Origin of the sequence: Streptomyces sp. NPDC015139, from assembly GCF_043079785.1 — a bacterium.
Taxonomy (GTDB): domain Bacteria; phylum Actinomycetota; class Actinomycetes; order Streptomycetales; family Streptomycetaceae; genus Streptomyces; species Streptomyces albidocamelliae.
This window is the reverse complement of the sequence record NZ_JBIBUW010000001.1, coordinates 783,970-803,492: the sequence shown is the minus strand read 5'-3', so window position 1 is coordinate 803,492 and position 19,523 is coordinate 783,970. Positions and strand designations below refer to the sequence as shown.

The window sequence follows — 19,523 nt, the reverse complement described above, 5'->3', positions numbered from 1 at the left end:
TCCACTGTCGCGGGAAAGCCGGACATCTCCTGTCGCCTTTTCCGGCGGGTCTAGTGACCGCGCGTGATCCATTCCTCCAGGTGGGGGGCCTCGGCGCCGATCGTGGTGGGGTCGCCGTGGCCGGTGAGGACCTTGGTCTCCGGTGGCAGGGTGAGGAGGCGGTCGCGGATGGAGTCGATGATCGTCGGGAAGTGGGAGAAGGAACGTCCGGTGGCGCCCGGGCCGCCCTGGAAAAGGGTGTCGCCGGTGAAGACGGTGCCGAGGCCGGGGTCGTACAGGCAGACGGCGCCCGGCGCGTGCCCGGGGGTGTGCAGGACGGTCAGGTCCGCGCCCGCGGTCTCCAGGACCTGGCCGTCGGCGAGGTGCCGGTCGGGCTCGCGGTCCGGGTGGGTCATCCGCCACAGCGGCAGGTCGTCGGGGTGCAGCCAGATGGTGGCGCCGGTGAGGTCGGCGAGGGCGGGGGCCGCGTCGATGTGGTCGTTGTGCGCGTGGGTGCACACGATGGCGGACAGGCGCCGGTCGTCGACGGCACGGGCGATCGCCTCGGCGTCGTGGGCGGCGTCGATGACGATCACCTCCCGCTCGTCGCCGACGATCCACACGTTGTTCTCGACGTCCCAGGTGCCGCCGTCCAGGCTGAACTGGCCCGAGGTGACGAGGCGTTCGATGCGGACGGTCATCAGAGAACCACCACCGAGCGCAGCACGTCGCCCTCGTGCATCCGCTCGAACGCCTTCTCCACCTCGTCCAGTTGGATCGTCTCGGTGACGAACGCGTCCAGCGGCAGCCGGCCCTGCAGGTGCAGGTCGACGAGCATGGGGAAGTCACGGCTGGGCAGGCAGTCGCCGTACCAGGAGGACTTCAGGGAGCCGCCGCGGCCGAAGACGTCGAGCAGGGGCAGTTCGAGCTTCATCTCGGGCGTGGGGACGCCCACGAGGACGACGGTACCGGCGAGGTCGCGGGCGTAGAAGGCCTGCTTGTACGTCTCGGGGCGGCCGACGGCCTCGATGACGACGTCGGCGCCGAAGCCTCCGGTGAGTTCGCGGATCGCCTCGACCGGGTCCGTCGTGCTGGAGTTGACGGTGTGGGTGGCGCCCAGCGTGCGGGCCTTCTCCAGCTTGCGGTCGTCGATGTCCACGGCGATGATCCGGGCCGCGCCGGCCAGGTTCGACCCGGCGACGGCCGCGTCACCGACACCACCGCAGCCGATGACGGCGACCGAGTCGCCGCGGCCGACACCGCCGGTGTTGATGGCGGCGCCGATCCCGGCCATCACCCCGCAGCCCAGCAGTCCGGCGACCGCCGGGGAGACGGCCGGGTCGACCTTGGTGCACTGTCCGGCGGCCACCAGCGTCTTCTCGGCGAACGCGCCGATGCCGAGGGCCGGGGAGAGTTCCTGACCGGTGGCGGCGAGCGTCATCTTCTGCGAGGCGTTGTGGGTGTTGAAGCAGTACCAGGGGCGGCCGCGCAGACAGGCCCGGCAGGCGCCGCACACGGCACGCCAGTTGAGGACGACGAAGTCCCCGGGCGCCACGTCGGTGACACCCTCGCCGACCGACTCCACGACACCGGCGGCCTCGTGGCCGAGCAGGAAGGGGAAGTCGTCGGAGATGCCGCCCTGCTTGTAGTGCAGGTCGGTGTGGCAGACGCCGCAGGCCTGTACCCGTACGACGGCTTCGCCGGGCCCGGGGTCCGGCACCACGATCGTCTCGACCCGTACGGGCTCGTCCTTCCCCGGTGCGATCACGCCGCGTACTTCCTGCGCCATGGCCTGGCCCCTTCCTTCGACATGCCTGACCCGCCGACCCTACGCGCTGTCGATCGGCGGGCGGGACGGACCACGACGACGGACGTGGATCTTTCCGGTCACCGCTCCGGAGCGCCCTGTCCTCCGGCATCCCTGGGGCGCTGAACCCGGGGCACCCCACTCGGTGTTCGCGCCCCCTCGGCGGGCGGAAACGGCGAGGGCCGCCCCGGTCGGGACGGCCCTGCTGCCCGGGTGCGGGCTCAGTGGATGGGGATGGCCGAGGCCAGGCCGAGCACCGGCGCGGCGGGCGCGAGGACCTGCTCCACCTGGTTCAGCTGGTTCAGCTCCTGGAGGTGGTTGAACGCCTGGAGCTGCTGGGAGACCCGCGGGATCTTCGCCTGGTCCTGCGCGGGGATGCCGCTGACGGCCAGCGAGTCCAGCGTGTTCACCGCGCCGAGCTTGTCGACCAGCGGGGCGCCGCCGGCCGCGTTCGCCGACGATGCGGCGAGGCCGGTGATACCGGCGGCCAGGGCGACCGCGGCGGCGATGCGTCGTGTTGAGATCATGCCTTCAGCAACGGTTCCGGGGCCCGGCCGGACACGGGCGGCGGGCCGCGCTCACCCGTGAGGCGGAGCACCCGTCCTGCGCTTGCCGAGGCCGCCGGGCCGGAGGAGTCTCGGAGGTGAGGCCCGCGCGGCCCGTTCCTCATCGGGCCGCGGGCGCCTGAAGGAGGTCACCATGGGCACCGCGACAGGCCGCGACTTCGACGCCGAGACGCTGCGCCGGGGCATCGAAGGGAACACCGGGAACACCCTTCTGTCCCTCTACGCCGACGACGCGGAGATCCGTATCGTCGACCACAACCACCAGCCGAGCGAGCCCACCGTGCTGCGGGGCCGGGGTCAGATCGCCGAGTTGCTGGACGACATCTACAGCCGCGACATGACGCACAAGCTGGAGCAGTGCGTCGTGCAGGGCGACCACGCCGCGTTCAGCGAGTCCTGCCAGTACGGGGACGGCACCCGGGTCATCGCCGAGTCGATGGTCACCCTGCGCGACGGCAAGATCACGAACCAGCTGCTCATCCAGGCCTGGGACGAGTAGGAGCGGCCCGGCATGGCAGGCGGCACGAGGAGGATCGCCAGGGTCCAGGTCAGCACGCGAGTGACCTGGACCCTGTCGGCCCGGGCGGTACTCGGCCGGGTGCCCCGCACCCGTACGCGCCGCGGAGCGCCCGCCCTCACGGTGCGGCTGCCGGTGTCGTCCGCCCTGGTCCGGTCGGTGCTGGCAGGCATGCGCGCGCGTCCTTCGCTGCCGCGTGGCCCGAGGGGACGGCGGACCCGGCCGCGCTGAGCGACGGGGCGGATCCCCTGCCGACCCCCTCGGTTACGCTGTACCCGGCCGTGACTGGCGCTGAGGTGGAGAACCACCGGGGAGCGGCCTTCGGTGGATGCCGCGCGCCTGGGCGAGGAGAGTCGATCCAGCTCAGGAGTGTGCAGCATGACCCAGGCCCGTCTGATGGACGGTACCGCCCTCGCCCGCCGCATCGTCGAGGACACCGCGAAGAAGGCCGCCGACCTCACCGGGCGCACCGGCAGCGCGCCGTGTCTGGCGACCGTGCTCGTCGGCGAGGACCCGGCGTCCGTGACGTACGTCCGCATGAAGCAGAACCGCTGCCGGAAGGCCGGGATCGAATCGCGTCACGTGGCCCTGCCCGCGGCCACGACCACCGCCGAACTCGTCGCCACGCTGCGGGAATTGTCCGCCGATCCGGGGGTGCACGGCATCCTGCTCCAGCATCCGGTGGGCGACCACGTCGACGAGCGCGCGGCGTTCGAGGCGATCGCCCCGGAGAAGGACGTCGACGGTGTCACCTTCGCCTCCTTCGCCACGATGAGCTTCGGCCTGCCCGGCTTCGTCTCCTGCACGCCCGGCGGGATCGTGCGGCTGCTCGACGAGTACGGCGTCGACCCGGCCGGGAAGAGGGCCGTGGTGGTGGGCCGCAGCGCGATCCTCGGCAAGCCGGTGGGGATGCTGCTGCTGGCCCGGGACGCCACGGTGACGTACTGCCACTCGCGCACCCGGGACCTCTCGGCGGCCGTCCGCGAGGCGGACATCGTCGTCGCCGCCGTCGGCCGCCCGCGGCTGATCCGCGGGCAGGACATCAAGCCCGGCGCGGTCGTGATCGACGCCGGCTACAACGCGGGGAACGTCGGCGACGTCGACTTCGACTCGGCCGTGGAGCGGGCCTCGCTGATCACGCCGGTGCCGGGCGGTGTGGGTCCGATGACGATCGCCACGCTGCTGGAGCAGACCGTCGACGCCGCCGCCCGGCAGCTCGGGGTGTGATCAGCGCATCCAGGCGCTGTAGCCCATGACGTCCCCGGCCTTCACCCCGTAGCCGGGGTCGTCCTCGGTGAAGGTGTCCTCCATGCCGAGGACGGCGCCGGTGCGCGGTTCCAGGACGAGCATGTGCCGGATGCCGCGGGCGTCGTAGGCGTACGCGTGGCCGGGGCGGCCCAAGCGGTCGGTCACCTCGCCGACGGGGCGCAGCCCGCCGGTCTTCGCGAACAGGTGGACGAGGGCCGCCGACTCGCGGGCGCCGAGGGTCCAGTGGTCGAGCAGTTCCGCGGTGGCGTCGAGGAGTTCGGCGGTGCTCAGCGGGGCCGTGCTCCGGTCGGTCTGGGGGCGGACTACCTCGGTCAGGTAGGCGTTCAGCGCCGCCGCGGTGTGCGGTGGGGGCGCCTCGGGCGGGGCGTCGCTCCACATAGGCGGGTAGGTGGTCCGGCTGATCACATGGCCGTCCGCCACCTCGTGCGGCGCGTCGCCCTCCGTGTCGCCCTCGTCGGTGAGGACCGGCCTGCCGGGGCGGCGCGGGTCGGTCGCCACGACCAGTTCGGTGTGGGTGGCGTCCGCGCGCCAGCGCACCACGCGCTCCTCGGGGAGGGTGACGGGGGGCTTGTCGTCGCTCATGCCGAGGCTCCACGACTGCACGTGCGTCCCCTTGCGCAGGCGTGGCGAGCCGCCCGAGGCGGCCGCGTCGGCGAGGGCCGTCATGTCCGTCAGGGGCACGGGCGCGGAGTGGGTGCGGACGGTCAGCGGGCGGGGCGCGGCGACGGCCCGCGGGGTGCCCGCGCCGCCGAGCACGGCGTCGAGGGCGATCGCGAGGACGGCGGAGGTGGCGGCCAGGCCCCAGACCAGCCGGGCGCGCGGAGTACGGCCGGGGGGCGGCGGAAGCAGCCGGCGCCGGGCGCGCGGGGGGCGGCCGGCTGGCGCCGGAAGCGGCCGGGCCCACGGGCGCGGAAGAAGGCGGCCGGCAGGTGCCGCAAGCGGCTCCTCGGTCATCAGTCGCGTGAGCCGCCGCTCGGCACGGTCGTCGAGCGGCCCGTCGCCGAACCGGGGGTGGTCGGCCGGCACCGGGTCGGCGCGGTGGAGGAGTTCGAGTTCGTCAGCCATGTCCGTGGTCCTTGCACAGGGTCGCGTCGGCGGGGACGGGAGTCGGCGCGGGCCGGTCTTCGGGCGGGGCGGACGGGGCGGGGCCCGGCCGGTCGATCTCGGCCCGGAGCCGGCGCCGTGCCCGGTGCAGGCGCATCGTCGCCGCGCGCCTGCCGCAGCCGAGGGCGACCGCGATCTCCTCGGCGCCGAGTTCCTCCCAGGCGGCCAGCCGGAGTATCTCCCGGTCCGCCGGGGACAGCCGGTCCAGGGCCTCGTGCACCCAGGCGCCCGGGGCCTCGGCGTCGGGGCTGTCCACGATGTGCCGGCCGTGCGCGGCCTCGTCGTTGCCGAGCCGGTCCACCAGCCGGCGCCGCCGCCCGTAGCCGCGTACCGCGTTCGCCAGGCAGTTGCGGGCGACCCCGTACAGCCAGGGCAGCGGTGAGGCCGGCAGGTCGGTCCGGCGTCGCCAGGCGACCGTGAACACCTCCGCCACCACTTCCTCCACCTCGCCGGTCCGCCCCTGAAGCCGCCTCGCGACATAGCGGCTGACCGCCCAGTAGTGCTCGCGATAGGCAGCGGCGAAGATCTCGTCGTTGCTCATGTTCGGTTCGTGTCCGGCACGGCCGGGATCATCACACCCTCCTTCCGTGATGCTCCTCGCATCGTCCGAGTGTGACGCGCGGGCGCGGCGCGGACACAGGCGGGGCGTGAAGAGGATCAGAGACACCAGGGCCGTACAGTGGCTCACCACCACCGATCACAAGACGATCGGGACGCTCTACTTGGTCACCGCGTTCGGGTTCTTCCTGTTCGGTGGTGTGCTGGCGCTGTTCATGCGCGCCGAGCTGGCCCGGCCGGGCCTGCAGATCATGTCGAACGAGCAGTTCAACCAGGCGTTCACGATGCACGGCACCGTGATGCTGCTGATGTTCGCGACGCCGTTGTTCGCCGGTTTCGCGAACTGGATCATGCCGCTGCAGATCGGCGCGCCCGACGTGGCGTTCCCGCGGCTGAACATGCTGGCCTACTGGCTCTACCTGTTCGGCTCGCTCACCGCCGTGAGTGGTTTCCTCACGCCGCAGGGCGCGGCGGACTTCGGCTGGTTCGCGTACGCCCCTTTGTCGGACGCGATCCGGAGCCCGGGTCTCGGCTCGGATCTGTGGATCATGGGTCTGGCCTTCTCCGGCTTCGGCACCATCCTCGGCGCCGTCAACTTCATCACCACGATCATCTGCATGCGCGCTCCCGGCATGACGATGTTCCGCATGCCGATCTTCGTGTGGAACGTGCTGCTGACGGCCGTCCTGGTCCTGCTGGCCTTCCCGGTCCTCGCGGCCGCGCTGTTCGCCCTGGAGGCGGATCGGAAATTCGGCGCCCACGTATTCGACGCCGCCAACGGCGGCGCCCTGTTGTGGCAACACCTCTTCTGGTTCTTCGGCCACCCGGAGGTGTACATCATCGCGCTGCCGTTCTTCGGCATCGTCTCCGAGGTCATCCCGGTCTTCTCCCGCAAGCCGATGTTCGGCTACATGGGCCTGATCGCGGCGACCATCGCGATCGCCGGTCTCTCCGTGACGGTGTGGGCCCACCACATGTACGTCACCGGCGGAGTGCTGCTGCCGTTCTTCTCCTTCATGACGTTCCTCATCGCCGTACCGACCGGCGTGAAGTTCTTCAACTGGATCGGCACGATGTGGAAGGGCTCGCTGTCCTTCGAGACGCCCATGCTCTGGGTGACGGGATTCCTCGTCACGTTCGTCTTCGGCGGGCTGACGGGCGTCATGCTCGCCTCACCGCCCATCGACTTCCACATCTCCGACTCGTACTTCGTGGTGGCGCACTTCCACTACGTGGTGTTCGGCACCGTCGTCTTCGCGATGTTCGCCGGCTTCCACTTCTGGTGGCCGAAGATGACCGGCAAGATGCTGGACGAGCGCCTCGGCAAGATCACGTTCTGGACGCTGTTCACCGGCTTCCACGGCACCTTCCTGGTGCAGCACTGGCTGGGCGCCGAGGGCATGCAGCGCCGGATCCCCGACTATCTGGCGGCCGAGGGGTTCACGACGCTCAACACGGTCTCCTCGGTCTTCTCGTTCCTGCTCGGCGCGTCCCTGCTGCCGTTCTTCTACAACGTCTGGAGGACGGCCCGGTACGGCGAGCGGGTGGAGACCGACGACCCCTGGGGGTACGGCCGTTCGCTGGAATGGGCCACTTCCTGCCCGCCGCCCCGGCACAACTTCCGCACACTCCCCCGGATCCGCAGCGAGTCCCCGGCCTTCGACCTCCACCACCCGCAGATCCGGGACCGTGAGCGGGAGGTGGCCGTCCGATGACGGCGGAGGACGGCGGCGGGCAGGAGGGGCCGGCCCTCGTGCGGGAGATCGAGGGCCATCTGCTGCTGGCCGCCGCACGACAGGAGGGCCGTACGGCGGGTGCACGCCTCGCCTCCCGGCTGGGCTGGCTCACCGACACCCAACGGGAGGATCTGGCGGCCCAGTTCGAGACGGAGTACCTGACACTCGCCCGCGCCTCCTGGCACCGCACCGCCGAACGGGCCGAGGAACTGCGCCGGGACTACGAATTCCGCTACCGCACCCTGCGCACACGCCTGCTGGCCTGCCTCCTGCTGGGCTGCGCGGTGCTGGCGGGGAGTGCGCTGGTGCTCGCCGTCGCCGGGTAGGCGCCCCGGCGCCCCCGCGCGCCGGCCGGTCGGCGCGTCACCGGGGGTGCTCGCGCGGCGCCGGTCGCCATACTGGGATGCGTGCGGGTGGCGATCATGACGGCGGGCTCACGTGGTGACGTGGCTCCCTACACGGGGCTGGGACACCGGCTGCACCGGGCCGGGCACGAGGTCACCCTGGTCACGCACGGGCGTTTCGCGTCGCTCGTGGCGGGCTCCGGGGTCGGGTTCCACGCGCTGCCGGTCGATCCCCGGGCGGAGCTGGAGTCGGCGCGCGGCCGGGGACTGCACCGCAGCGCGAGCGGCGCCGGGAAACTGGTCCGGGTCGTGGAGCTGGCGCGACGGCTGGTCGGCCGGATGACGGACGATCTCCTCGCGGCGGCCCGCGACAGCGACGTGCTGCTGCTGTCGGCCTCGGTGGCTCCGCTCGGGCACACGATCGCCGAGGGGCTGCGGCTGCCCAGCATGGGTGTCTACCTGCAACCCCTGGCCGCCACCAGGGAGTTCGCGCCGGCGGTGCTCGGCGGCGGCTCCTGGGGCGGTACGGCGAACCGGGTCGCCGGGCACGGGGTGGGCCTCGCCGTGGAGCGGGTCTTCGCCGCCACGGCGCCCTCGCTGCGCTCCCGGCTGGGCCTGCCCCCGGCCCGGGCCGGAGCCGCGCGGCGGACGCGGGAACGGGCCTGGCCGGTGCACCACGGGTTCAGCCCCGCGGTGGTGCCCCGGCCGCGCGACTGGCGTCCCGGTCTGGAGGTGGGCGGCTACTGGTGGCCGTACGACACCGGGACGGAACTCCCCCGGGCCGTGGCCGAGTTCCTCGACGCCGGGCCCCCGCCGGTGTTCGTCGGTCTGGGCAGCGCCACGGTGCCGGACGCCGGGCGGCTCAGCGCCCAGGTGGTCGCGGCGCTGCGGCGGGCCGGGCTGCGCGGCGTGATCCAGCGCGGCTGGGGCGGGCTCGCGGCCGACGGCGACGACATGCTCACCATCGACGAGGTACCGCACGCCCTGCTCTTCCCGCGGATGGCCGCCGTGGTGCACCACGCGGGCGCGGGCACGACGGCGGCGGGACTGCGGGCCGGGGTGCCGGCCGTACCGGTGCCGGTTCAGTTCGACGCGGGGTTCTGGTCCGCCCGGCTGGTCGGCCTGGGTGTCGCCCCCGACGTCGTACCGCTGCGCCGGCTGACCGCGTCCGCCCTGGCCCCGGCCCTGGTACGGGCCACCCGGGACCCGGCGTACCGGGAGCGGGCGCGGGCGCTGGGCATCCGCGTCCGGGGCGAGGACGGCGCGGCCCCCGTGGTCGAGGCGGTGGACCGGCTGGGCGGCCGGGGCGTCAGCCGGCGGTGAGCAGCACCATCCGGAAGCGGGCCCGTCCGGCGAGCATCTTCTGGTAGGCCTCGCCCGCCTCCGTCAGCGGAACGGTCTCGGTCATCGGGCGGATGCTGTGCAGGGCGCTGAAGGCCATGGTGTCCTCCACGTCCTGCGAGGTGCCGGACGGGTGGCCGCGGACCACGCGCCCGGCGAGGAGCAGCTGGGCCGGGTTGATGCCGAGCGGTGCGGTGTCCGCTCCGATGACGACCAGCTCCCCGCGCGGCGCGAGGCCGTCGGCGGTGGCCGTGATGGCCTCGGAGTTCCCGGCGGTGGCGAGCACGACGTGGGCGCCGCCGAGGGACTGCAGGGCTTCGGCGACCGGGGTGCCGGAGGTGCTGTCGACGTAGTGGTGGGCGCCCAGCTGCTTGGCGAAGTCGGCCTTCTCGGCGCCGCGGGCGATCGCGATGGTCTCGAAGCCCATCGCCACCGCGTACTGCACCCCGAGGTGCCCGAGGCCTCCGATGCCGAGCACCGCGACCCGGTCGCCGGGCTTTGCGGAGCTGCGCCGCAGTCCGTTGAACGTGGTGACGCCCGCGCAGGCGAGGGGGCCGGCGTCGCTCACCGACAGCGCTTCGGGGATCCGGGCCAGGGCGTCGACGGGGGCGACGACCTTGTCGGCGAAGCCTCCGTCGTAGGTCCAGCCGGGGACCTGGAGGTTGACGCACACGATGAAGTCGCCCTGGCGGCAGGGCGTGCAGTGGCCGCAGCTGCCGCCGAACCAGCCGACCGCCACCCGGTCGCCGACCTGGTGTCCCCAGGCCTGTGTGTCCTCGCCGAGCTCCTCGACGCGTCCGGCGATCTCGTGCCCGGGCACCACCGGGAACGTGACGCCGGGCAGGCCACCGCTCACGAAGAGGGCGTCACTGTGGCAGATCCCGCAGGCCTCGACGGCGATCCGCACATGGCGGGGACCCGGCCGCGGCACCTCGCGCTCGACCAGCTCGAAGGCGCCGTCCGCGGTCGCCACCTGCGCGACTCGGTAGGTAGTCATGTGTCTCTCCGGAGAACGGGTACGACGGCCCCCCGCACCAGCAGACCAGTTCCGGGCCGAACGCGCGCGCCGAGCGGCCGGCGCCCCCGGTGACCTGGGCCCGCCACGCCCGGCACCCCTCGTCACGGTCGGCACCGGACCGTCGGCCGCGCCGCCCTGCCCCGGCCGCGCCCGTCACCCGGCCGCGGGCCGCCAGCCCTCCGGCCGGAGCATGCCCAGCAGCAGCCGCACCAGCTCGTCCACCACCTCGTCCAGGGTGGCGTCCACCCAGCCGGCGCTCCAGTCGTGCAGGAGGCCGTTGACACTGCCGATGAAGGCCGTGGCCGCGAGCCGGTAGTCGCGCGGCGCGGCCTCCCCGCGGGCCACGGCGGCGTCCGCCTCGGCGCGGATCAGGTCGATCCAGCGGGCGCGGCGCGCGAGGCGCTGCTCCTCCAGGCGCGGGCTGACCCCGATGATCTCCACGAAGGTGATGCGGATACGGCGCGGGTCGCGGGTGACGCCCCGGGCGTAGGCGCGGAAGAGGACGGCGGCGCGCTCGGCCAGCGGCAGTCCCTCCGCCGAGGCGAGGGCGTCCAGCACGGCTTCCTCGGCCCAGTCGTTGACCTGGAGGTGGAGCGCGGCCAGGACGTCCTCCAGGCCGCGGAACTCCTCGTAGAACTGGCGCGTGGACAGTCCGGCGGCCTGGCTCAGGGCGGCGACCGTCGTCCCCCGGAAGCCGGGCGTGCCGCCGAACAGCCGCAGCGCCGCGTCGAGGAAGCGCCGCCGGCGCTCGGCCTGCCGTTCCTCGGCGGTCCTGCCGCCGTAGCGGCCCGTGGGCGTCTTGAGCCTGCCCGTCACCCTTCTCCCTCCCTAGCCTGCGCGATCACCCAATCTTGTCGTGCACACATCTTGTCGAGAAGCCCCACCCCTCCTTACTTTTCCGTAAGTTGACTGTGAAAGCGCCCGTGTTCAGATTCCCCATGAGGAAAGAGAGCAGTCATGCCTGCCTCCAGAACCAGGCACCTTTGCTCCGTGGCCGCCGCCCTCGTCCTGACCGCCGCCGGTCCCGCGGCCGCCGCCTCCGCCGCCACCGCGGCGGCCGGCACGTCCGACGGACTGCGCGAGGTGATGTTCGTCGGCAACAACTGGGACGGCACCGCGGACGTCATCAGGTCCACCGGCGACTTCGCGAAGATAGGCCGGATCGACGTCGTCCCGGACAAGGCCGCCCGGATGGCGGAGATCAACGCCGACCCGATCAAGTGGATCTACTTCCAGGCGATCCGCAACGGTGTCGGCGAGGGCCACGACCAGTTCGCGGACGACATGTACTCCACCCCGGACGGCAGGTCGGTGGTGGTGTCCCGGCCGAGCTTCGCCGACGTCGTCTCCCTCGACCTCGCCACGGGGAAGGTCAACTGGCGCTTCCCCGTGGCCGGTTACCGCTCCGACCACATGGCGGTCTCGCCGGACGGCACCCGGGTGGCGGTGTCCGCCTCCACCGCGAACACCGTGCACGTGCTCGACATCGCCACCGGCAGGCAGCTGGGCTCGTTCGCCACCGGCGACAAGCCGCACGAGAACGTCTTCTCCCGGGACGGCAAGTACATCTGGAACATGTCGATCGGGGACGTCAACACCGCCCTCGACGACCCGATCTGGGACTGGACCAAGGGCGACCGGCGCATCACCGTCGTGGACGCGACCACGTACAAGCAGGTCAAGGTCATCGACATGCGTCAGCGGCTGGACGCGTTCGGGCTGAAGAACTACTCCGACGCGGTCCGTCCGGCGGTCTTCTCCCCCGACGAGTCGAAGCTGTACTTCCAGGTGTCGTTCTTCAACGGCTTCCTGGAGTACGACGTCGCCACCGACCGGATCACCCGGATGAAGACCCTGCCGAAGAACCCGGCGACCAGCGAGGACCGCACCACGTGGGTCAACGACTCGCGCCACCACGGGATCTCGATGAACCCCGCGGGCACGAAGCTGTGCGTCGCGGGCACCATGGACGACTACGCCACCGTCGTCGACCGTGCCACGCTCCAGGAGGGTCCGCTGGTCGCGACGTCGAAGCCGTACTGGGCGACGATCAGCGGCGACGGCAAGGACTGCATCGTCTCCGAGAGCGGCGCCGACCAGGTGACGGCGATCGACTTCGCCACGGGCCGGAAGGTGACGTCGGTCCCCGTCGGCGACCATCCGCAGCGCGTCCGGCTGGGGCACGTGCAGGCCGACTGGACCGGTCCGGAAGGGAGTTGAGCGGTCCATCGGATCAGTCCCCCATCCTGCCCGCGACGTTCAGCAGGTACTCCTTGCGGTTCAGCGGGTTGTGGTCGGTGCGCGCTCGTTCGGGGACCTGGCCGCGGGTGACGGGGGCGTAGTGGTCGAAGGCCGTCTCCAGCTCGCCCTCGCCCCGGGTCAGCCCCGGCAGCCGCTGGTCCAGCTCGTGCACCCGGGCCGCGGGCACGGTCCCCTCCAAGACACAGGCCGGGCCGTGCGTCGCGGTGGTCTCGGGTACGGCACCCAGCCGGGCGAGCACCGGCAGCAGCGCGCCCAGCGTGTCCGCCGGCGCCTGGAGGCGGAAGCGGTGCAGGGGCTCGTGCACCAGGCTGCCGGCCCGGCGCAGCGCCTCGGTCAGGACCAGGGGCGTCAGACCCCGGAAGTCGTGGCCGGTGCTCGACATGCTCTTGTCGAAGCCCTGGTGGGCATGGCTCTGCCGGGGCGAGTAGCCGGAGTGGGTCATGGTGACGGTGCAGTCGGTGACCCGCCAGCCGTGCAGCCCCTGGCCGAGGCTCTCGCGGACGGTGTCCTCGACGGCCCGGAAGAAGGCGTACGGCATCGAGCCCAGCTCGACCTCCAGCCGGAACGCCACTCCCGAGCCGGGCGGCGCCGGGTCGACGCGCAGTCCGACCGTGGCGAGGAAGGGGTTGGCGTCCTTCTTGTTGAACTCCACGGCGTGCCCGGAGCCGGCCGGCCGCTCGATGCACAGGGTGGTCGTCCCGCGGAAGGTGACGGCCAGACCGTACTCGTCGGCGAGGGTGGCCTGGACGACCTCCTTCTGCACCTCGCCGTAGAGCGAGACGGAGGTCTCCCGGCGCCGCTCGTCGTGCCGGACCCCGATGAGCGGGTCCTGCTCGGCGAGCTGGGTGAGCGCGAGGTGCAGTGACCTCCGGTCGGTGCCGGGGCCCGGGACGACGACGGTCTCCAGGGTGGGCGGCGCGAAATGCCGCCGGTACGCCGCCGTCGGCACCCCGAGCGCGTCCCCGATCCGGACCCCGCCAAGACCCCACACCTTGACGATCCGGCCGGCCCCGGCACGGTCCCGCCGTACGTCGGTCCCCCGGTCGAAGACACTGATCGCGGTGACCCGGCCGTCCTTGCGGGTGGCGGTGGCGCGGGGCGCGGGGGTGGGCCGGGCGTGACCGGGCCGGTCGCCGTCCGCGCCCACGGGCACCCGGTCGCGGACGTTGAGCGTGCCGGTGTGGAGGCGGGCGTAGGCGATCTTCTCGCCCGCCGGGCCGCGTTCGACCTTGAAGACCGAGGCGGACAGGGGGCCGGACGGGTCGCCCGCGGCGGGAGGCAGCAGATGCTCGATGCCGTCGATCAGTTCGGGCACGCCGGCGCCGGTGACGGCGGAGCCGAAGTACACCGGATGGACCAGTCCGCTCCGGGTCCCGGTCACCAGGGCGGCGCGGAGCCGGGCCTCGGGGACCTCGCCGTCCAGGTAGGCGGCGAGCAGCCCGTCGTCGTGGTCGGCCAGGGTGTCCAGCGCGGCCGGGCCGAGGTGGGGGACGAAGCGGGCGGCACGGGTGCCGCGCGCCGCGGTCCGCCCCATCGGGACGAACGGCGCGGCCAGCCGCCGCGCCAGTCCGCGGAGCACGGCGCCGTCCTCGGCACCCCGCCGGTCGATCTTGTTGACGAAGACCAGCGTCGGGATGCGCAGCCGGCGCAGCGTCCGCATCAGGACCCGTGTCTGCGCCTGGACGCCCTCCACGGCCGAGACGACCAGCACGGCACCGTCGAGGACACCGAGCACGCGCTCGACCTCGGCGATGAAGTCCGGGTGTCCGGGGGTGTCGATGAGGTTGACGGTGACGCCGTCGAGCGGGAACGACACGACGGCGGACTTGATGGTGATGCCGCGCCGCCGCTCCAGCGCGAGGGTGTCGGTGGTGGTGCTGCCCGCGTCGACGCTGCCGACCTCGTCGATCACTCCGGCCGTGTACAGCAGCCGTTCGGTCAGACTGGTCTTACCTGCGTCGACATGCGCGAGAATTCCGAGATTGAGCAGATGCACTGAGCGTGATGTCCTTCGGCACGGGGTGGGTTCCTTCCTGGGTGGACAGGCACGCTGCGCGCATCAGAGGGGTCCTCTCCGTGTGACGTCCCGAGGGGCATCGGGTCCCGAGCAGTGCAGCAGGGACGCTCCGCCGACGGCAATCGATTAACGCTCAACGAATCGGGCGCCGCAGCACTCGCCGCGTCCGGAGGGCCGCCATAGAGTGACCTACATCACGCGAGCGTGGTTGATTCCTCACTCCTGCCCGCACGGCTTGGAGGGCGCATGACCCACATCAAGGTGAACGTGGACGGCACGACGTACGAGGACGACGTGGAACCCCGTCTCCTCCTCGCCCACTATCTCCGTGACCGCCTCGGCCTCACCGGCACCCCGATCGGCTGCGACACCTCCAATTGCGGGGCGTGCACGGTCGACCTGGACGGCGCGACGGTCAAGAGCTGCTCGGTGCTGGCCGTACAGGCCGACGGCGGCGAGGTGACCACGATCCAGGGACTGGCCCGGAACGGCGAGTGGACGGCGCTCCAGCGCGCCTTCCACGAGCGGCACGGTCTGCAGTGCGGCTACTGCACCCCCGGGATGATCATGGCGGCCCGCGATCTGCTCCGCGAGAACCCGCACCCCACTTCCGACGAGGTCCGGCAGGCCCTGGAAGGCAACCTCTGCCGGTGCACCGGCTACCAGAACATCGTGCGCGCGGTGCTCGCCGCCGCCGACGGGGAGAACTCCCCCGGCGGGGCCGAGGCCGGGCGGGGAGCCGGGTCCGGACAGCAGGTCACCGAGGAGGCGACGGCATGACCGACCAGGCCGTAGAGCACGAGATCGGCCGCTCCCGGCTCCGCAAGGAGGACGCCCGGCTGATCACCGGCCAGACCAACTGGACGGACAACATCCGGGTCGCCGGGCTGCTGCACCTGGCCGTGCTGCGCAGCCCGATGGCGCACGCCCGCCTCACCCGGGTCGACGTCTCGCCCGCCCTCGAACGGCCCGGTGTCATCGCCGCGTTCAGCGGCGCCGACCTCGCCGAGGGCCTGGGCTCGCTGCCCTGCGCCTGGCCGGTGACCGAGGACATCGTGCTGCCCGACCACCCGCCGATCGCCGTGGACGAGGTCCGCCACGCCGGTGACCCGGTGGCCGTCGTGGTCGCCCGCGACCGGTACGCGGCCGCCGACGCGCTGGAGGCGGTCGAGGTCGACTACGAGCCGCTGCCCCCGGTACTCGACCTGGAGGCCGCCCTCGCCGAGGACGCGCCGCTGGTCCACGCCGACAAGGGCACCAACCGCTGCTACACCTGGCCGCTCGCCACCGGCGAGAGCTTCGACGCGGTCCGCGAACGCGCCGAGGTGACCCTGAAGCGCCGCTACCACCAGCAGCGGCTGATCCCCAACGCCATGGAGCCCCGCGCGGTCGTCGTCACGCCGATCGCCGCCTCCGGCGAGTACACCGTCTACTCCGCGACCCAGATCCCGCACATCCTGCGGATCATGCTGGCCACGGTCACCGGGGTCCCCGAGCAGAAGCTGCGGGTGATCGCCCCCGACGTGGGCGGCGGCTTCGGCTCCAAGCTCCAGGTGTACGGCGAGGAGGCCCTGGCCATCGCGGTGGCCCGCAGGCTCGGCCGCCCGGTGAAGTGGACCGAGTCCCGCTCCGAGGGCTACCTCGCGACGCACCACGGCCGCGGCATGATCCAGGACGTGGAGATCGCCGCCACCCGCGAGGGCAGGCTGCTCGGCCTGAAGGTGGACCTGCTCGCCGACATGGGCGCCTACCTGATGCTCGTCACCCCGGGCATCCCGATCCTCGGCGCCTTCATGTACCCGGGCATCTACAAGATGGACTCCTACGAATTCAACTGCACCGGCGTCTTCACCACCCGCACCCCCACCGACGCCTACCGCGGCGCCGGCCGCCCGGAGGCCACGTTCGCCATCGAGCGGATCATGGACGAACTGGCCGTGGAACTCGGCCTCGACCCCGTGGAGGTACGGCGCCGGAACTGGATCCGGCACGAGGAGTTCCCGTACGCCACGATCGCCGGCCTGACCTACGACAGCGGCAACTACGAGGCCGCCACCGAGAAGGCGCTGGCCCTGTTCGGCTACGACGACCTGCGCGCCGAGCAGGCCAAGCGCAACGAGCGCGGGGACACCGTACGCCTCGGCATCGGTGTGTCGACGTTCACCGAGATGTGCGGCCTCGCGCCGAGCCGGGTGCTGCGCGACCTGCGGTACGGGGCCGGCGGCTGGGAGGCGGCGAGCATCCGCATGCTGCCCACCGGCAAGGTCGAGGTCGTCACCGGCACCAGCCCGCACGGGCAGGGCCACGAGACCTGCTGGAGCCAGATCGCGGCCGACGTGCTCGGCGTGCCGTTCGAGGACATCGAGGTCGTGCACGGCGACACCAAGTCCGCCCCGATGGGCATGGACACCTACGGCTCGCGTTCGCTGGCCGTCGGCGGCGAGGCCGTGCACCGGGCGGCGGTCAAGGTCGTGGACAAGGCGCGGAAGATCGCCGCGCACCTGCTGGAGGCGAGCGAGCAGGACCTGGAGTTCAGCGGCGGGGCGTTCTCGGTGAAGGGGTCCCCGGAGGCCCGCAGGACGATCCAGGAGATCGCCTTCGAGACCTTCACCTCGCACGACCTGCCCGACGGGGTCGAGCCGTCCATCAACGCCGAGACGGTGCTCGACCCGGAGAACTTCTCCTTCCCGCACGGCACCCATCTGTGCGCCGTCGAGGTCGACACCGAGACCGGCAAGACCCGGATCCGTTCGTACGTCTGCGTCGACGACGTCGGCACGGTCGTCAACCCGATGATCGTCGAGGGCCAGGTGCACGGCGGGCTCGCCCAGGGCATCGCACAGGCGCTGTTCGAGGAGGCCGTCTACGACGACCAGGGCAACCTGGTCTCCGGCACCATGGCCGACTACCTGGTGCCGTCGGCGGCGGACCTGCCGGACTTCGTCACCGACCGCACGGAGACCCCGGCCGTCGACAACTCCATGGGCGTCAAGGGCGTCGGCGAGGCGGGGACCATCGCGTCGACGCCCGCGGTCGTCAACGCCGTGGTGGACGCCCTGCGGCCGCTCGGTGTGCGGGACGTACGGATGCCCTGCTCGCCGCACCGGGTGTGGCAGGCGCTCCGGGCGGCACGGTCCGGCACAAGCGTCGCGGCGGACGACGTCGAGGGCACCGGGCCCGCGCAGTCCGGCCAGTCCGGGCAGGCGGCCCAGTCCGGTGACACCGGCCAGTACGACCCCTCGGGGAAGGAGGGTCCGGCATGATTCCCCCCGCATTCGAGTACGCCCGTCCCGACAGCGTGGACGAGGCGGTGCGCGTCCTCGCCGACGCGGGCGAGGACGGCAAGGTGCTGGCCGGCGGGCAGAGCCTGCTGCCGCTGCTGCGGATGCGGCTGGCCTTCCCGGAACTCGTCGTGGACGTCGGCAGGATCAGCGAGTTGCGCGGGGTCCGCGAGGACGGCGACACGCTCGTCATCGGCGCGATGACCACGCACCACGAGGTGGTCCGGGACCCGCTGGTGCGCCGGCACGCCGGTCTGCTGGCCGAGGCGACGGCCACGGTGGCCGACCCGGCGGTACGGCACCGGGGCACCCTCGGCGGCTCCCTCGCGCACGCCGACCCGGCCGGGGACCTGCCCGCCGTAGCCCTGGCGCTGGACGCCGGCCTGGTCGTGGCCGGTCCCGGCGGCCGGCGCACGGTACCGGCGCGGGAGTTCTTCGTCGACTACCTCCAGTCGGCGCTGGCGCCCGACGAACTCCTGGTGGAGGTGCGCATCCCGAAGACGGACGGTTGGAGCTTCCACTACGAGAAGTTCCACCCGGTCGCCCAGTCCTGGGCCATCGTCGGTGTCGCCGCGCTGGTGCGGCGCGACGACGGGCACATCGCCGAGGCGCGCGTCGGCCTCACCAACATGGGCTCCACACCGCTGCGGGCCACGGCCGCCGAGGAGGCGCTGTCCGGCGCCGACGGCCCCGAGGCCGTGGCCCGGGCCGCCGAGGCGGCGGCCGAGGGCGCCCGGCCGTCGCAGGACCTGGCGGCCTCCCCCGAGTACCGGCAGCACCTCGCGCGGGTTCTGACCCGGCGGGCGGTGCTGACCGCCACCGGATGGGGGTGAGCGCCGATCACCCGGATGGACGACCCGGAGCAGGTGCGGGCCCGCCTGGAGGAGACGGGGTACCTCGTCGACGAGGGGCTGGCCGTCACCTGCTTCCTGGCCCTGAGGCTGCACCGGCCGCTGTTCTGCGAGGGCGACGCGGGCGTCGGCAAGACCGCGCTCGCCGCCGCCCTCGCCGAGGTGCTCGGCGCGCCGCTGATCCGCCTCCAGTGCCACGAGGGCATCGACGCCTCCCAGGCGCTGTACGACTGGGACTTCCCGCGCCAGCTGCTGCACCTGCGGGCCGCCGAGGCGGCCGGGGTGACGGACGCCGACCGTCTGGAGAGCGAGCTGTACGACCGGCGTTTCCTCATCGCCCGGCCGCTGCTCCAGGCCCTCCAGACGCAGCCGTCGGTACTGCTGGTCGACGAGATCGACCGCGCCGACGACGAGTTCGAGGCGTTCCTGCTGGAGCTGCTGTCCGAGTACTCCGTCTCGATCCCGGAACTCGGCACGCTGCGGGCCGAGGTGCCGCCGGTGGTGGTGCTGACCTCGAACCGGACCCGGGAGGTGCACGACGCGCTGAAGCGGCGGTGTCTGTACCACTGGTTCGACCATCCGTCCTTCGCGCGGGAACTGGCCATCGTGCGGCGCCGGCTCCCCGGGGTGTCCCAGCGGCTGGCCGAGCAGGTGACGTCGCTGGTGCAGACCCTGCGGGGCGCGGACCTGCTCAAGCCCCCGGGGGTGGCCGAGACGATCGACTGGGCCCAGGCGCTGGACGCGCTGGGCGCCCGGGAGGCGGACGCGGACCTGGTGGTGACGACGCTTGGCTCGGTGCTGAAGTACCGGGAGGACATGGACCGGGCCCGGGGCCTGGACCTCGCGGCGGCCCTGGCCGCGCGGGGGGTGTGA

19 protein-coding genes and 1 riboswitch are annotated in these 19,523 nt (G+C 72.6%); of the genes, 11 read left to right on the top strand and 8 right to left on the bottom strand.

The features are described 5' to 3' along the window. Nucleotides 1-50 precede the first annotated feature (50 nt). From ACF08B_RS03580 to ACF08B_RS03570, 3 genes are all read right to left on the bottom strand, one after another. The gene (locus ACF08B_RS03580; RefSeq protein ID WP_392315852.1) at nucleotides 51-680 is read right to left on the bottom strand and encodes an MBL fold metallo-hydrolase; all 630 of its coding nucleotides are present in this window, start codon (nucleotides 678-680) and stop codon (nucleotides 51-53) included. Beyond that, nucleotides 680-1,768, bottom strand: coding sequence for an S-(hydroxymethyl)mycothiol dehydrogenase (locus ACF08B_RS03575; RefSeq protein WP_392315851.1), 1,089 nt, complete (start codon nucleotides 1,766-1,768; stop codon nucleotides 680-682). The genes ACF08B_RS03580 and ACF08B_RS03575 overlap by 1 nt, the downstream gene beginning before the upstream one ends. 239 nt (nucleotides 1,769-2,007) lie before the next feature. Beyond that, nucleotides 2,008-2,313 carry a hypothetical protein gene (locus ACF08B_RS03570; protein ID WP_392315850.1) on the bottom strand — a complete coding sequence of 102 codons (306 nt, stop codon included), beginning with the start codon at nucleotides 2,311-2,313 and terminating at the stop codon, nucleotides 2,008-2,010. Nucleotides 2,314-2,485: 172 nt separating this feature from the next. Between ACF08B_RS03570 and ACF08B_RS03565 the strand changes: the two genes are divergently transcribed. The 3 genes from ACF08B_RS03565 to ACF08B_RS03555 all read left to right on the top strand — a co-directional run bounded on the left by ACF08B_RS03565 (nucleotide 2,486) and on the right by ACF08B_RS03555 (nucleotide 4,096). Next, nucleotides 2,486-2,851: a nuclear transport factor 2 family protein gene (locus ACF08B_RS03565; RefSeq protein ID WP_392315849.1), complete on the top strand. Its 366-nt coding sequence runs from the start codon at nucleotides 2,486-2,488 to the stop codon at nucleotides 2,849-2,851. A 12-nt stretch (nucleotides 2,852-2,863) separates the two neighbouring features. Next, nucleotides 2,864-3,100 (top strand): hypothetical protein, encoded by a 237-nt coding sequence (locus tag ACF08B_RS03560; RefSeq protein ID WP_392315848.1) that lies wholly within the window; start codon nucleotides 2,864-2,866, stop codon nucleotides 3,098-3,100. A 40-nt stretch (nucleotides 3,101-3,140) separates the two neighbouring features. Next, nucleotides 3,141-3,221, top strand: a riboswitch (ZMP/ZTP riboswitch). A 26-nt stretch (nucleotides 3,222-3,247) separates the two neighbouring features. Then, nucleotides 3,248-4,096: a bifunctional 5,10-methylenetetrahydrofolate dehydrogenase/5,10-methenyltetrahydrofolate cyclohydrolase gene (locus ACF08B_RS03555; protein WP_093698334.1), complete on the top strand. Its 849-nt coding sequence runs from the start codon at nucleotides 3,248-3,250 to the stop codon at nucleotides 4,094-4,096. Here ACF08B_RS03555 and ACF08B_RS03550 read toward each other — a convergent pair whose 3' ends face one another. Together ACF08B_RS03550 and ACF08B_RS03545 are read right to left on the bottom strand one after the other, a co-directional pair. Beyond that, complete coding sequence (locus ACF08B_RS03550) at nucleotides 4,097-5,203, bottom strand: CU044_5270 family protein (RefSeq protein WP_392315847.1); 1,107 nt, start codon at nucleotides 5,201-5,203, stop codon at nucleotides 4,097-4,099. After that, nucleotides 5,196-5,783: an RNA polymerase sigma factor gene (locus tag ACF08B_RS03545; RefSeq protein WP_392315846.1), complete on the bottom strand. Its 588-nt coding sequence runs from the start codon at nucleotides 5,781-5,783 to the stop codon at nucleotides 5,196-5,198. The genes ACF08B_RS03550 and ACF08B_RS03545 overlap by 8 nt, the downstream gene beginning before the upstream one ends. Nucleotides 5,784-5,889: 106 nt before the next feature. On the opposite strand from ACF08B_RS03545, the gene ctaD reads away from it, so the two are divergent. From ctaD to ACF08B_RS03530, 3 genes are all read left to right on the top strand, one after another. Continuing rightward, complete coding sequence (gene ctaD, locus ACF08B_RS03540) at nucleotides 5,890-7,515, top strand: cytochrome c oxidase subunit I (RefSeq protein WP_392315845.1); 1,626 nt, start codon at nucleotides 5,890-5,892, stop codon at nucleotides 7,513-7,515. Beyond that, nucleotides 7,512-7,862, top strand: a complete 351-nt coding sequence (locus tag ACF08B_RS03535) for a hypothetical protein (protein ID WP_392315844.1) — start codon at nucleotides 7,512-7,514, stop codon at nucleotides 7,860-7,862. The genes ctaD and ACF08B_RS03535 overlap by 4 nt, the downstream gene beginning before the upstream one ends. A 96-nt stretch (nucleotides 7,863-7,958) precedes the next feature. Then, on the top strand, nucleotides 7,959-9,203 hold the full coding sequence (locus ACF08B_RS03530) for a glycosyltransferase (protein ID WP_392316033.1): 1,245 nt from the start codon (nucleotides 7,959-7,961) through the stop codon (nucleotides 9,201-9,203). Here the strand turns inward: ACF08B_RS03530 and ACF08B_RS03525 are convergent. Then, the gene (locus ACF08B_RS03525) at nucleotides 9,190-10,218 is read right to left on the bottom strand and encodes an alcohol dehydrogenase (RefSeq protein ID WP_392315843.1); all 1,029 of its coding nucleotides are present in this window, start codon (nucleotides 10,216-10,218) and stop codon (nucleotides 9,190-9,192) included. The genes ACF08B_RS03530 and ACF08B_RS03525 overlap by 14 nt on opposite strands. Before the next feature lie 174 nt (nucleotides 10,219-10,392). Beyond that, entirely contained in the window at nucleotides 10,393-11,055 is a 663-nt protein-coding gene (locus ACF08B_RS03520; protein ID WP_392315842.1) for a TetR/AcrR family transcriptional regulator, read from the bottom strand. A gap of 141 nt (nucleotides 11,056-11,196) precedes the next feature. Here ACF08B_RS03520 and ACF08B_RS03515 point away from each other — a divergent pair, with 141 nt between their 5' ends. Then, complete coding sequence (locus tag ACF08B_RS03515) at nucleotides 11,197-12,459, top strand: YncE family protein (protein ID WP_392315841.1); 1,263 nt, start codon at nucleotides 11,197-11,199, stop codon at nucleotides 12,457-12,459. Nucleotides 12,460-12,472: 13 nt separating this feature from the next. Here the strand turns inward: ACF08B_RS03515 and ACF08B_RS03510 are convergent, their stop codons facing one another. After that, nucleotides 12,473-14,497, bottom strand: a complete 2,025-nt coding sequence (locus ACF08B_RS03510) for a GTP-binding protein (protein ID WP_392315840.1) — start codon at nucleotides 14,495-14,497, stop codon at nucleotides 12,473-12,475. 267 nt (nucleotides 14,498-14,764) lie between these two features. Here ACF08B_RS03510 and ACF08B_RS03505 point away from each other — a divergent pair, with 267 nt between their 5' ends. Genes ACF08B_RS03505 through ACF08B_RS03490 form a run of 4 tightly spaced genes read left to right on the top strand, consistent with a single transcriptional unit; the run spans nucleotide 14,765 to nucleotide 19,523 of the window. Further along, nucleotides 14,765-15,298 carry a (2Fe-2S)-binding protein gene (locus ACF08B_RS03505; protein WP_392315839.1) on the top strand — a complete coding sequence of 178 codons (534 nt, stop codon included), beginning with the start codon at nucleotides 14,765-14,767 and terminating at the stop codon, nucleotides 15,296-15,298. After that, nucleotides 15,295-17,781 carry a xanthine dehydrogenase family protein molybdopterin-binding subunit gene (locus ACF08B_RS03500; RefSeq protein WP_392315838.1) on the top strand — a complete coding sequence of 829 codons (2,487 nt, stop codon included), beginning with the start codon at nucleotides 15,295-15,297 and terminating at the stop codon, nucleotides 17,779-17,781. The genes ACF08B_RS03505 and ACF08B_RS03500 overlap by 4 nt, the downstream gene beginning before the upstream one ends. Further along, complete coding sequence (locus tag ACF08B_RS03495; RefSeq protein WP_392167889.1) at nucleotides 17,778-18,632, top strand: FAD binding domain-containing protein; 855 nt, start codon at nucleotides 17,778-17,780, stop codon at nucleotides 18,630-18,632. The genes ACF08B_RS03500 and ACF08B_RS03495 overlap by 4 nt, the downstream gene beginning before the upstream one ends. Before the next feature lie 15 nt (nucleotides 18,633-18,647). Next, entirely contained in the window at nucleotides 18,648-19,523 is an 876-nt protein-coding gene (locus tag ACF08B_RS03490; RefSeq protein ID WP_392315837.1) for an AAA family ATPase, read from the top strand.

Coding starts and splice junctions, on each gene's coding strand:
- ACF08B_RS03580 (WP_392315852.1), bottom strand. CDS start 680: ATGACCGTCCGCATCGAACGCCTCGTCACCTCGGGCCAGTTCAGCCTG.
- ACF08B_RS03575 (WP_392315851.1), bottom strand. CDS start 1,768: ATGGCGCAGGAAGTACGCGGCGTGATCGCACCGGGGAAGGACGAGCCC.
- ACF08B_RS03570 (WP_392315850.1), bottom strand. CDS start 2,313: ATGATCTCAACACGACGCATCGCCGCCGCGGTCGCCCTGGCCGCCGGT.
- ACF08B_RS03565 (WP_392315849.1), top strand. CDS start 2,486: ATGGGCACCGCGACAGGCCGCGACTTCGACGCCGAGACGCTGCGCCGG.
- ACF08B_RS03560 (WP_392315848.1), top strand. CDS start 2,864: ATGGCAGGCGGCACGAGGAGGATCGCCAGGGTCCAGGTCAGCACGCGA.
- ACF08B_RS03555 (WP_093698334.1), top strand. CDS start 3,248: ATGACCCAGGCCCGTCTGATGGACGGTACCGCCCTCGCCCGCCGCATC.
- ACF08B_RS03550 (WP_392315847.1), bottom strand. CDS start 5,203: ATGGCTGACGAACTCGAACTCCTCCACCGCGCCGACCCGGTGCCGGCC.
- ACF08B_RS03545 (WP_392315846.1), bottom strand. CDS start 5,783: ATGAGCAACGACGAGATCTTCGCCGCTGCCTATCGCGAGCACTACTGG.
- ACF08B_RS03535 (WP_392315844.1), top strand. CDS start 7,512: ATGACGGCGGAGGACGGCGGCGGGCAGGAGGGGCCGGCCCTCGTGCGG.
- ACF08B_RS03530 (WP_392316033.1), top strand. CDS start 7,959: ATGACGGCGGGCTCACGTGGTGACGTGGCTCCCTACACGGGGCTGGGA.
- ACF08B_RS03525 (WP_392315843.1), bottom strand. CDS start 10,218: ATGACTACCTACCGAGTCGCGCAGGTGGCGACCGCGGACGGCGCCTTC.
- ACF08B_RS03515 (WP_392315841.1), top strand. CDS start 11,197: ATGCCTGCCTCCAGAACCAGGCACCTTTGCTCCGTGGCCGCCGCCCTC.
- ACF08B_RS03505 (WP_392315839.1), top strand. CDS start 14,765: ATGACCCACATCAAGGTGAACGTGGACGGCACGACGTACGAGGACGAC.
- ACF08B_RS03500 (WP_392315838.1), top strand. CDS start 15,295: ATGACCGACCAGGCCGTAGAGCACGAGATCGGCCGCTCCCGGCTCCGC.
- ACF08B_RS03495 (WP_392167889.1), top strand. CDS start 17,778: ATGATTCCCCCCGCATTCGAGTACGCCCGTCCCGACAGCGTGGACGAG.
- ACF08B_RS03490 (WP_392315837.1), top strand. CDS start 18,648: ATGGACGACCCGGAGCAGGTGCGGGCCCGCCTGGAGGAGACGGGGTAC.